This is a genomic window from Microbacterium sp. (genome assembly GCF_044508325.1).
In the GTDB taxonomy this organism is placed as follows: Bacteria; Actinomycetota; Actinomycetes; order Actinomycetales; family Microbacteriaceae; genus Microbacterium.
This window is the reverse complement of record NZ_JBIQHX010000022.1, coordinates 1-11,544: the sequence shown is the minus strand read 5'-3', so window position 1 is coordinate 11,544 and position 11,544 is coordinate 1. Positions and strand designations below refer to the sequence as shown.

Genomic DNA, 11,544 nt, shown 5'->3' with positions numbered 1-11,544 from the left:
GTCACGCCCGCCAGCGGCGCGGCGATCCACACCGGCAGGGTGCGCAGCCAGAACTGCCGCGGGGTGAGCCCGGCCGCCAGCAGCAGCGGCAGCTCCAGCACGAGCGCGATCGCCGCCGACACCGGATCGATCGTGAACACGAGCGGCACGGCGATCAGCAGGGAGGCGCCGAGCTTCGCGACCGGGTTGAGGCGGGCCACGACCCCCCGGCCGACCGGCGTCACGGCTCCCCCAGCAGAAGGCGGCGCGCGTGCAGCGCGGTGAGCACCTGCTCGTCATGGCTGATCGCCACCACGGCCGCGCCCTCGTCCCGAAGCGACGCGATGATCGCCACCAGCTGCGCCCAGGTGGCGGCATCCTGCCCGAACGTCGGCTCGTCGAGCACCATCACCTGCGGACTGGTGGCGAGCATCGCCGCGACCGTCAACCGGCGCTTCTCGCCGCCCGACAGCGTGAACGGGTTCGCCTCGGCCAGGCGCGCCAGGCGCAGCCGCTCCAGCAGCTCGTCGACGCGGGCGCCGATCTCGCCGGCATCCAGGCCCAGCGCCCTCGGTCCGACCTCCAGCTCGCCGCGCACCGTCGTGGCCAGAAGCTGATGCTCGGGCTCCTGGAACACCGTGCCGATGCGGGTGAGCAGGGCCCGCGCCGGCCAGGAGATAGGGTCGCCCGCGAGTCCGGCCGAGAGCGAAGGGGATGCCTCGACCCGCCCCGCGTCGGGCGGCAGCAGCCCGGCGAGCGTGAGGCCGAGGGTCGATTTGCCCGACCCGTTGCGCCCGACGATGCCGAGCACCTCGGACGCGCGCACCTCGGCCTCGAGCGGTCCGGCGACCGGTTCGCCGGGGCGCCGTGCCACCACAAGGCCCGCACCGCGCAGAAGGGTCGCACCCGGCGGCGCCGACGGGGGCGGCGGGAAGGGGGGCGGGATGCCCGGCACCCAGACGCCGGCGGCTGCCAGCTCGGCGCCCCGCGCCGACAGCACCGCCTCGGCCGGGCCGTCCGCCAGCACGCCTCCGTCCCCCAGCACGACCACGCGGTCGACCACCGGCAGCCACGCGTCGAGCCGGTGCTCGACGACGACGAGGGTCGCCCCCGTCGCCGAGGTCGCCCGCGCGACGGCATCCCGCACCTCCGTCACGCCGGCCGGATCGAGGTTCGCGGTCGGCTCGTCCAGGAGCAGCGCCCCCGGCCGCATCGCCAGCACCCCGGCCAGGGCGAGGCGCTGCTTCTGCCCGCCCGACAGGGCCGAGGTGGCCCGGTCGAGCGGCACGTCGAGTCCCACGGCATCCAGCGCCGCTCGCACCCGCGACCAGATCTGCGCACGCGGGACGCCGAGGTTCTCGCACCCGAACGCGACGTCGTCGCCCACCCGGGCCAGAATCGCCTGGCTGTCCGGATCCTGCAGGACGAGCCCGGCGCGTCCGCGCGTGGACGCCGCCGGCGCCCCGTCGAGCAGCAGCTCGCCCTCCTGCTCGCCCTCGTCGGCTCCGCCCAGGACGCCCGCGAGGCCGTGCAGGAGCGTCGACTTGCCCGAGCCCGATGCCCCCAGCAGCAGGACGCGCTGGCCGGGCTCGATGCGCAGGTCGACGTCGCGCACCGCCCATCCGTGGCGGGTCGCGTAGCGCCAGCCCCAGCCGCGGGCCTCCAGCTGCGCCGGCCGCGTCACCGCGGCAGCATCGGGCACGTCAGACGCGACGCGACACGTCGCGACCCGCCGCGAATCGGCTGAGCGCCCCGGTTGCGGCAAGGCCCCGCACGAGGTACCAGCCGCCGACGCCGGCGATCGCAAGCCCCGAGATCGTGGTGGACGCGATGTACACCGCGGTGAACAGTGTGTCGGCCCCGGGATACCAGAGCACCCGGTCGGTGATGCCGCACGCGAGGCCGGCCCCGGCGCCGGCGAGGATCGCGACCGGCAGCCGCCACACGCCGTACAGGAACACCAGGAACACCAGCTCGGCGCCCAGGCCCTGCGTGATGCCGGAGACCATGGTCAGCGGACCCCACTGGTTTCCGATCAGCGCCGAGACCGTCGCCGCCACCAGCTCGGTGTACAGCGCTGCGCCGGGCTTGCGGATGACCAGGCCCCCGATGACCCCGGCGATCAGCCACGGGCCCGCCAGCAGTCCCTGCAGACCCGGCAGCAGCGGCTTGAGCACGGCGCCGGGCGCCTCGTAGCCGATGTTCCAGGCGTAGAACAGGAAGCCGCAGGCGACCGCGATGACGCTGGCGACGACGATGTCGACGACGCGCCAGCGGAGGCGGCGGACGGATGCCCGGCTCTCGGTGGATGCGGACGTGGATACGTGCATTCTCTCTCCTCCCTGCGCCGGCATGATCCGGATCAGGTTCGACGGTCGAAGCGTGTTCGCTTCCTCTCAGCCCGGCACACCGGACTCCCGTGTTTGACGTGTCGATTATATCCGCGATGCACGATGTACCGTAGGCGCGTGGCAATCGACGACGCCAGGACCGAACCCGCGCCGCCGACGCGACGCTCTCTGCGCGCGCCGACGGGCGAGACCGGCGTCGTCGCATCGGGTGAGACGGGTGTCGCCACGACGGCCGCGGCCACGGACGCCGCACCGGCCGCAGCCGTCAGCAGCACGGCCCGCGACGCGCTGACCCAGCCCCCCGCGCGCACCGCGCTGGCCTGGGTGGACGAGCGCGCGGTCGCCCGCGGTACATATGCGGCTTCGGGCATGATTGTCTCCGGTGCGGCCGAGCCCGCGGCGATCGACCTGCTGGAGGGGCGGCGCCTGCCGTCGGCGGTGCGCCCGGCGACGGTGCTGCCGGTCGCACTCGTCCTCCTCGTGGTCGCCGTCTATGCGGTCGCCGCGCTGCTGTGGCCCCTCCACGCCGTCACGCCCGAGCTGGGTCCGGTGCAGGTGCAGCCGGCCGCCGCGGCACCGGCGGCACCGGAATGGCCGGGCAGCGGCAGCGCGGCGGTGGCCGTGCAGGGCATCGGCGCTCCCGTGGCGTCGACGTCCGAGGCGGCGCCGATGGCGAGCATCACCAAGCTCGTGACGGCGCTGCTCGTGCTCGAGGAGCTGCCGCTGAAGCTCGGCGAGCAGGGCCCCGACTATGCCTTCACCTTCCGCGATCGCTCCGAGTACTACGGCTACCTCGCCGACGGGCAGTCGGCCCTGAACGTCCCCGTGGGGGGGACGCTGAGCGAGTACCAGATGCTCCAGGGGATGCTGATCGGCTCGGCGAACAACTACGCCGACCGTCTCGCGGCCGGGCTGTGGCCCACCGACGCGGTGTTCGCCGCGGCCGCCCAGCGCTACCTCACCCGGCACGGGCTGACCGGCATCAGGGTCGTCGACCCGAGCGGATTCGACCCCGGCAACACCGCCGATCCGGCAGCGCTGGCGCCGCTCGCCGAGCGCGCCCTGGCGAACCCCGTCATCGCCGAGATCGTGGCGACCCCGTCGGTGAAGCTGCCGGGCGCGGGCACCGTGGAGAACACCAACGCGCTGCTGGCGGATCCCGGCGTGGTGGGGCTGAAGACCGGGACGCTCGACAAGTACACGCTGCTGGCGGCGAAGGACATCACCGTCGGCGATGCCCCGGTGCGGCTCTTCGCCGCCGTCCTGGACCAGCCCAACGCCAAGACGCGCTTCGCGGCGACCCGCGACCTGTTCGCCCAGCTGGAGTCCGAGGTGCAGCTGGTGCCGGCGGTCACCGCGGGCACGACCGCCGGGCGCGTCACGACGGCATGGGGCGAGTCCGTGGACGTGGTGGTCGCCGCCGATGCCTCCGTGGTGCTGTGGAACGGCTCGACCCCGGCGGCGACCATCACCCTCGACCTGGGCGACCGGGCGGAGAAGGGCGACGTCGTGGGCACGCTCACCGTGACCGGCCCGCTCGACTCGGAGACCGTCGACCTCCTGCTCGCCGACGATGTCGAGGGGCCGAGCCCGTGGTGGCGCCTCACGCACCCGGTCGAGCTGTTCGGTCTGGGCGGCTGACCGGACGTACCGGGCGGCCGGCCACCGGATGCCGTCAGACGAACCGCACCGTGTGCTGCAGGCGGGTGCGGATGTCGAAGAGCTCGTTGCCGCCGATGTCACGGGCGCCGGGAACGCCCTGACGCAGCACCATCGCCAGCGCACCGCGCCGCGCAACCACGACCGGGACGCCGCGGATGGCGCCCAGAGGCGTCACCGCCTGCGCGAGATCGTCGTCCGGGAGCACGACGACCGCGCCCCCGAAGCGCACCCGGGCGGCGCGGGCCAGCACGCGCATGCGCGCCAGCAGCGCCGTCACCGGCGCCGAGCGCCCCACGCCGTTCCCGGTGATCTCACCGCGGCGGAACCCGACCGGGCCCCCGTAGTCCTCGGACATGAGGCCGTACAGCCCGGACGGACTCAGTACGACGTGGTCGAGCTTGTCCTCGGGGTCGCGGTCGATGGCGACGTCGTGCCAGACCGTGAAGCCCATGCCCATCTCGGCGATCGTGCGCGCGGTCGCCTCCTCGGCGAGCGCGTCGGCGAGCATGCGGCGCAGCTCGCGCGGCGCCGTGCGCACGAGCGCGGGATCGTACGGGTCGGGCACCTCCACGCCCCGCCCCGCCCACTCCCGGATCAGCACGAGGTACCGCTCACGACGCCAGCCCCCGGGGTGGCCGTAGGAGCGCGCGCGGGGCCGCGAGTCTCGCGGCGGCCGCGCGGGGCGCCAGCCGGCGAGGTCCTCCGCCGACGGCGTCGACATGCCCCCGCGCGAGAAGCCGTGCCCGCGGTCGTACGCGGCCCGCGACTCCGGGGAGCCGACGAGCTCCCACGCACGCTGCACGAGGATGAACACCGCCGCGTCGCCGCCGGTGTCGGGGTGCGTCTCCCGCAGGCGCAGGCGGTAGGCGCGCCGCAGCTCCTCGTGGTCGACGGTGGCGGCCACGCCGAGGATCTCGTACGCCGAGGCGGACAGAGGGCTGTCGAACATGCGTCCCTACGCCCGTTCCCGTCGGCGCGCGTAGGCGGCCGCGCTGCGGCTGGAAAGCGCGAGCAGGACGAGGATGTCGAGGGCGAGCGAGAGCAGGCTGGTCCGGAGGGTGACCTCCTGGCCCTGCACCCACCAGGCGGTGAACACGGTCGAGATCGACAGCGCCGAGAAGGTCATCACGACCACACGCGGCCAGTTGAGCCCGCGGAAGATCAGCACGGCGAGCATCGCATCGATCAGCAGGACGATCCCCCCGGCGACGATGAGGGTCGCCAGGCCCGCGGAGGCGATCTGCGGGTCGATGTCGAGGTCGGCCAGCGCAGGGGAGAGGCTCCCTGGATCATTCGACCAATGCACGGCGACCTCGATGAGGAGGACGGCACCGGCGATGAGCCGAAGCAGGACCAGCAGCGTGCCGGCCACCGTGGAGGCCGGGCGCTTCATGTCCGGGTCGGCGCTGATCGGGCGAAGCAGCCGCTGGGGCGGCTCGAACGCGGGGCGCTTCTGGGGCTCGGTCACGCGGTCACCCCCCGCACATCGACGATCGGCAGGTCGCCGTCGGTGCGGATCGAGTCCCCGCCGCCGTTTCGGGCGTGATAGCCGGTGGAGAAGTCCTCGATGACCGACAGGGTCACGCCGGGATCGGCATCCATCACCGTGCGCACGATGTGATCGCGCTCCACGTCGGTGTCGGCATCGATCCGGTGGGTGATCTGCAGGGTGAACAGCGACAGGCCGACGCTGGTGTCGAAGGTGCCGGCGGCGAGCCAGTCGACCTGGGTCCCGCCCGGCAGCAGCCAGCCGTCCGGACAGCGCCAGAAGCGCACGTGATGGCGCTGGGCGGGGTTGCCGTCGACCTCCTGCTGATAGGCGAAATCCTGCTTCCGCCCGAAGAGGAACAGGGGGCTCACCGGCGCCTCGGTGTAGCTGCGGCGCGTGAGGGTGGACGTGATGATGCGCCACGACGAGGCGAGGGTCACGTCGTCGGCGCGCGTCCATCCGGCGGCCCGCAGGGCTGCTTCGATCTGCTCGCCGGTGCCGCGGAAGGCGAGATTCACGGGGTCGCCGAGCAGTCCGTCGCTCGTGCGCGCGCGGCCGATGAAGTAGTCGGGCACGTAGATCGTGGTGAGGATGCGGTGCAGCCGGGGCAGCACGAGATACGCCAGCAGCGCCCAGAAGAGGATCGCCGCGATGATCCCCCACCAGCCGAGCGTGAAGGTCTCGGTGAAGCTCAGATACGCGAGCCAGATGGCGGCGAGGCCCGCGAAGACGAAGAAGAACCAGTCCAGGGCCACGCCGATCGACCAGCGCCGGCGGCGGCCTGTCGAGGCGGTGGTCTCCATGTCAGCTCCAGAGTGGGACGGACGGCCGGTGCATGAGGGCGGATGCCGCGACCTCCGGCTTCACGGCGGAGATCGCCGGCGGATTCCATCGGGGACGGCGATCCTTGTCGACGAGCTGGGCCCGGATGCCCTCGACGAGGTCGGGCTGACTCGTGGCGAACCACATCACGATCGAGTACTCCTGGGCGAGGGCCGCACGCAGGTCGGGCAGCTCGCGGGCGCCGCGGACGGCCGCAAGGGTGACCGCGAGGCCGGTGGGAGACAGGCTCTCGAGCGTGTCTGCGGTCGTCTGCGCCTCCGGCTCGGGTCGTGCGCGCAGGCGCGTCACGATCTCGGCGACGGTGTCGGCGGCGAAGGCCTCGTCGATCCAGGGGCGTGCCGCCTCGAGCTTCGAGGGCCCGGGCGCCACCCCCAGCCGCTCCTCGATGAGGGCGCGCAGCACCGAGACCGCGCGCGATGCCGTGTCCTCGGCGGGCGCGTCCTCGGCGTGTGCTCGTTCGACGACGAGGGAGAGGAGGTCGGCGACCCGATCCGACGGGACGACGAGGTCGGCGAAGCCGGCGGCGATCGCGTCGGCGGCGTCCATCGTCGTGCCGGTGAGGCCGAGGTGCTCGCCGAGGCGCCCGGGGGCGTGCGCGAGCAGCCAGGTGCCGCCGACATCCGGCGCGAAGCCGATCCGCGTCTCGGGCATCGCGAGCCGCGAGCGCTCGGTGACCACCCGGATGGATGCGTGCCCGGCCAGCCCGATGCCGCCGCCCATGGTGATGCCGTCGGCGATCGCCACGAAGGGCTTCGGGTACTCGGCGATGAGGGCGTTCAGGGCGTACTCCTCGCGGAAGAACACGCCGGTGTCCTCGGGACGGCCCGCCACGATGTGGTCGTACAGCGTGCGCACGTCACCGCCGGCGCACAGGCCGCGCTCCCCCGCGCCGTCGAGCAGGATCACCCGGACCTCGGGGTCGTCGCGCCAGCCCTCGAGCGCGGTCGTGAGGTCGCGGATCATGCCGAGGTCGAGGGCGTTGAGCGCCTCGGGCCGATTGAGTGTGAGGTGGCCGACGCCGCGGTGCACCCGTGCCAGGATCCGTGATTGCGCCATGAGAGCAACCGTACCTGCGAGACCGGGCGAAGCCGCGCCGGGGGCGCTGTGGTCTCCCGCCCGCATTATCGGCAAAGATAAGGGGAACTGGTCCGACGACGAGAGGTTCGGCATGCCCGAAGGACAGGTGCTGGAGTTCTCCCGGGTCACCAAGCGCTTCGGCGCCGTGACCGCCGTCTCGGACTTCTCGGCCCGGATCGAGCCCGGCGTGGTGACCGGCTTCCTCGGCCCCAACGGCGCGGGCAAGACGACCTCGCTGCGCATCCTGCTGGGGCTGGTCGGCGCCACCGAGGGCACGGCGACGATCGGTGGCGTGCCCTATGCCGGGCTGAAGCGGCCGCTGCAGACGGTCGGCGCCGTGCTCGAGGCATCCAGCTTCCACCCCGGCCGCACGGCGGCCAACCACCTGAAGGTGTACGCGCAGGCGGCCGGCATCGCGTCGTCGCGGGTCGACGAGACGCTCGCGACCGTCGGCCTCGCCGAGGTCGCGGGCCGCAAGGTGGGCGGCTTCTCGCTCGGGATGCGGCAACGGCTCGGCCTCGCCTACGCACTGCTGGGCGACCCGGGGGTGCTCGTGCTCGACGAGCCGGCGAACGGCCTCGACCCCGAGGGCATCAAATGGATGCGCGGCCTGCTGCGCCAGCTCGCCCGGCAGGGCCGCACGGTGCTCGTCTCCTCGCACCTGCTCGCCGAGGTGCAGCAGACCGTCGACGCGCTGCTGGTCATCTCGCAGGGCCGGCTCGTGTTCCAGGGCGGGCTGCCGGAGCTCGTCGATCCGGCGGAGTACGCCACGGTGGTCGACGCGCCGGACCGCGCAGCGCTCTCGCAGGCGCTGCGGTCCGCCGGCATCGACTTCGAGGTGCTGCGCTCGGGTCTGACCGTGCGCGGCGTTGACACCGCGCAGGTGGGCCAGGCGGCGGCCGCCGCCGGGGTCGCCCTGTCGACTCTGCAGCGGCGCGGTCCGGGACTGGAGGAGGTCTTCCTCGACCTCGTCAGCGGTGTCCGCGTGCACGCGAGCGCCGCCGGGCTGGGCGGCACGACCGCTCCCGAGCAGGATGCCGCGGAGGCGGCGCCGGCAGTCGCCGTCGCGGAGGAGCCCGTGGTCGACGAAGCGGCGACGGAGGTCGCGGAGGCGGATGCCGCTGCGCCGGATGCCGCTGCGGGCGAGGCGGCCGCGGGCGAGGCGGCCGCGGGCGAAGCTCTGGAGGGCGCGGCCGCCGAGGACGACGCCGCGCCGCGCGAGGCGGCCGGCTTCGCGGTGGCGAGCACCGGCGTCATCGAAGTGATCTCCGCTGCCGAAGCCGCCGAGGCGGCGGGAGACGTCGAGCCGGAGCCGGCCGGCGAGCCGGAGCCGGCACCCGAGCAGGAGGCGGCCGCCGAGCCCGAGCCGGAGGCTGACGCAGAGTCGGAGCCGGTGCCCGGCGAGGATGCCGCCGGCGAGCCCGCCGACCGGGTGTGGGCGATGCCGGCCGCCGCGCACGCGGACGAGGAGCACGCCGCCGAGGAGCACGCCGGGGAGGAGCACGCCGCCGAGGACTCCGCAGAGGACGCCGACGGGCAGCCGATCCTCGACGAGGCAATCGAGGGCGAAGAGCCGGCCGACGACGGGCTTGACGAACAGGCCGCGGATGACCGCACCGAGGCGGACATCGAGGCCGACAGGTTCTTCTCATCGTTCGACACCGGCGACGAGCAGACCGGCGAGCCGGAGGCATCCGATCCTCCCGAACCCGAACCCGAACCCGAAACCGAACCCGAGGCAGAGGCCGGCGATGCGCCCGGCGCATCCGACGACGAGCCCGAGGGAGGTGAGCTGCGATGAGCCTGGCAGCTGCGACCCGCTCCGAGGTCACCAAGACCTTCACCACCGCCGGGTGGTGGATCCTCGCGCTCGTGCTGGTCGTGTACGTCGGCAGCAGCGCGGGCGGCCTCGGCTTCATCCTGGCCGCGACCGCGAGCGGCAACCTCAGCGACGCGGGAACGGGGATGACGGGCGTCGACGGCGCGGCGGTGGCGGGCATCACGTACAGCCTGGCCGCCTCGCTCGGCTACGTGTTCCCGCTGCTGATCGGGACCCTCATGGTGACGGCCGAATTCCGCCATGAGACGCTGACGCCGACGTTCCTGGCCACACCCCGACGGGGCATCGTGCTTGCCGGCAAGGTGCTGGTCGCGATCCTCCTCGGTGCGATCTTCGCGGTCCTGGCGCTCATCTCGGCCGTCGGTCCCGGAGCCGCGGCCCTGGCGGTGTTCGGACTCGACACGGCACTCGGCTCGTCCGACACGTGGGCGATGTTCGGGCGCATCGCGATCGCGCTGATCCTGTGGACGATCGTGGGCCTGGGCGTGGGCACACTCGTGCGCAACCAGGTGGCGGCGATCGTCATCGTGCTGGCGTTCACGCAGTTCGTCGAGCCGATCGCGCGGATCGCCGGCAACTTCGTCGACGGGCTGGGTGAGGTGACACACTACCTGCCCGGCGCGGCAAGCGACGCCCTCGTCGGATTCAGCATCTTCGGCACGATGGGCTCCGACCCGAACGTGACCGCGGGCATCGAGTGGTGGGTGGGCGGGCTCGTCCTGGCCGGCTACGCCCTCGTGCTGCTGATCCTGGGGCACTTCGTCAGCTGGCGTCGCGACGTCAGCTGACGATCACGCCGTGGCGGGCTTCGCGGCCGGGCGCTTGCGCGGCTTGGCAGCGGGCGGAGGCGATTCGGCGAGCTCGGAGACATCCGCCGCCTCCTCGACCTCACCCCGCCGCAGCGCCTGCACCAGCGCCACCCCGTGCGACGTGGTGAGCACGACGCGGCCGAAGTCCGGGTGGCCTTCGAGATCGATGACGACCGCCGGACGCCCCCGCCGGATCACGGCGAAGTCGCTGCCGCTCGCCGACTTCCACGTGCCCATGGCGATGAGGCCGGGAAGATAGGTGCCGGGGCTGGGGACGCCGCGCAGCCAGGTCCAGGCGTCCTCCGTGAGCTGCACCTTCACGATGCTGGAGCGCTCGATGAAGACATTCTGCTTGTGGAATGCGAGGGTGCGCTCGCTGAACGACAGCGCGACCTCGAGGCGCGTGGCATCCAGCAGCAGCGTCACCATGGCATCCAGTCTGCCAGCGGCATCCGATTCCCGCCCGGTGCGAATGCTTACGGACAGACAACGATCGGACGGGCCGGTCGGCACGGTCGGATGCCAGACTGGACGGGTGACCCTGCTCGATGCGACCACCGCAGGACCCGGCGCGCGCACGCCGGGTGCGGCGCTCGCGCGCGCGGCGGCGGGCGAACGACTGGATGCCGGCGACGCCCACGCACTGCTGACGGCACAGGGCGTCGAGTTCGAGCGGATGCTGACGCTGGCGGCGGCGGCCCGCGACGAAGGCCTGCGTCTCGCGGGGCGCCCCGGGGTCATCACCTACTCGCGCAAGGTCTTCGTGCCGCTGACCACGCTGTGCCGCGACCGGTGCCACTACTGCGTGTTCGTCGACACCCCGGGCCAGCTGCGACGCAAGGGCGAATCGATGTACATGACGCCCGACCGGGTGCTCGCCGTCGCCCGGCAGGGACAGGCCCTCGGCTGCAAGGAGGCGCTGCTGACCCTGGGGGATCGGCCGGAGGAGCGCTGGCCCGAGGCGCGCACCTGGCTCGACGAGCACGGCTACGCCTCGACGCTCGACTACGTGGGCGCGATGGCGCGGCTCATCACGGAGGAGACCGGCCTGCTCGCGCACCTCAACCCCGGAGTCATGTCGCACGATGAGCTCACCGCTCTGCGACCGGTCGCCCCGTCGATGGGGATGATGCTCGAGACGACCTCGCGGCGTCTGTTCGAGGAGCCGGGGCAGGTGCACTACGGCTCGCCGGACAAGGATCCTGCGGTGCGCCTGCAGGTGATCGAGGACGCCGGGCGCGCCGGCATCCCGTTCACCACCGGCATCCTTGTGGGGATCGGCGAGACCCTCCGCGACCGTGCCGAGTCGCTCGTCGCCCTCCGCGACGCGCACGAGCGCCACGGCCACGTGCAGGAGGTGATCGTGCAGAACTTCCGCGCCAAGCCGCAGACGGCGATGCGCGGGGCGCCCGACGCCGCGCTGCACGAGTACATCGCCGCCGTCGCCGTCGCCCGGCTCGTGTTCGGGCCGCGCATGCGCATCCAGGTGCCGCC

Annotated in this window: 11 protein-coding genes, 1 pseudogene and 1 riboswitch; of the genes and pseudogenes, 4 read left to right on the top strand and 8 right to left on the bottom strand. The window is 73.2% G+C overall.

The window, feature by feature from the left end; translation table 11 throughout:
- From ACIWQI_RS13965 to ACIWQI_RS13955, 3 genes and pseudogenes are all read right to left on the bottom strand, one after another.
- A pseudogene (locus ACIWQI_RS13965) lies at positions 1–224 on the bottom strand (energy-coupling factor transporter transmembrane protein EcfT); the annotation flags it as partial.
- Positions 221–1,663: an ABC transporter ATP-binding protein gene (locus ACIWQI_RS13960; protein WP_396658295.1), complete on the bottom strand. Its 1,443-nt coding sequence runs from the start codon at positions 1,661–1,663 to the stop codon at positions 221–223. The gene ACIWQI_RS13960 and the pseudogene ACIWQI_RS13965, both read right to left, overlap by 4 nt.
- A gap of 19 nt (positions 1,664–1,682) precedes the next feature.
- Positions 1,683–2,309: an ECF transporter S component gene (locus ACIWQI_RS13955; protein WP_396658293.1), complete on the bottom strand. Its 627-nt coding sequence runs from the start codon at positions 2,307–2,309 to the stop codon at positions 1,683–1,685.
- Positions 2,301–2,410, bottom strand: a riboswitch (TPP riboswitch). Its footprint overlaps the gene before it by 9 nt.
- A 37-nt stretch (positions 2,411–2,447) precedes the next feature.
- Between ACIWQI_RS13955 and ACIWQI_RS13950 the strand changes: the two genes are divergently transcribed.
- Positions 2,448–3,971, top strand: coding sequence for a D-alanyl-D-alanine carboxypeptidase family protein (locus ACIWQI_RS13950; protein WP_396658292.1), 1,524 nt, complete (start codon positions 2,448–2,450; stop codon positions 3,969–3,971).
- Between the two features lie 34 nt (positions 3,972–4,005).
- On the opposite strand, the gene ACIWQI_RS13945 is transcribed toward ACIWQI_RS13950, so the two are convergent.
- From ACIWQI_RS13945 to ACIWQI_RS13930, 4 genes are read right to left on the bottom strand one after another with little or no spacing between them, the layout of a single operon-like run.
- Positions 4,006–4,941: a J domain-containing protein gene (locus tag ACIWQI_RS13945; protein ID WP_396658291.1), complete on the bottom strand. Its 936-nt coding sequence runs from the start codon at positions 4,939–4,941 to the stop codon at positions 4,006–4,008.
- 6 nt (positions 4,942–4,947) lie between these two features.
- Positions 4,948–5,460 (bottom strand): hypothetical protein, encoded by a 513-nt coding sequence (locus tag ACIWQI_RS13940; protein ID WP_396658290.1) that lies wholly within the window; start codon positions 5,458–5,460, stop codon positions 4,948–4,950.
- Positions 5,457–6,284 (bottom strand): LssY C-terminal domain-containing protein, encoded by an 828-nt coding sequence (locus tag ACIWQI_RS13935; RefSeq protein ID WP_396658288.1) that lies wholly within the window; start codon positions 6,282–6,284, stop codon positions 5,457–5,459. The genes ACIWQI_RS13940 and ACIWQI_RS13935 overlap by 4 nt, the downstream gene beginning before the upstream one ends.
- A gap of 1 nt (position 6,285) precedes the next feature.
- On the bottom strand, positions 6,286–7,380 hold the full coding sequence (locus ACIWQI_RS13930) for an enoyl-CoA hydratase/isomerase family protein (RefSeq protein ID WP_396658287.1): 1,095 nt from the start codon (positions 7,378–7,380) through the stop codon (positions 6,286–6,288).
- Positions 7,381–7,492: 112 nt separating this feature from the next.
- Here ACIWQI_RS13930 and ACIWQI_RS13925 point away from each other — a divergent pair, with 112 nt between their 5' ends.
- Positions 7,493–9,202: an ATP-binding cassette domain-containing protein gene (locus tag ACIWQI_RS13925; RefSeq protein WP_396658286.1), complete on the top strand. Its 1,710-nt coding sequence runs from the start codon at positions 7,493–7,495 to the stop codon at positions 9,200–9,202.
- Positions 9,199–10,029, top strand: a complete 831-nt coding sequence (locus tag ACIWQI_RS13920; protein ID WP_396658284.1) for an ABC transporter permease — start codon at positions 9,199–9,201, stop codon at positions 10,027–10,029. The genes ACIWQI_RS13925 and ACIWQI_RS13920 overlap by 4 nt, the downstream gene beginning before the upstream one ends.
- A 3-nt stretch (positions 10,030–10,032) precedes the next feature.
- Here the strand turns inward: ACIWQI_RS13920 and ACIWQI_RS13915 are convergent, their stop codons facing one another.
- Positions 10,033–10,479, bottom strand: a complete 447-nt coding sequence (locus tag ACIWQI_RS13915; RefSeq protein WP_396658283.1) for a hypothetical protein — start codon at positions 10,477–10,479, stop codon at positions 10,033–10,035.
- A gap of 106 nt (positions 10,480–10,585) precedes the next feature.
- Between ACIWQI_RS13915 and cofG the strand changes: the two genes are divergently transcribed.
- On the top strand, positions 10,586–11,544 hold a 959-nt coding region (cofG, locus tag ACIWQI_RS13910; protein WP_396658282.1), incomplete at its 3' end, for a 7,8-didemethyl-8-hydroxy-5-deazariboflavin synthase CofG.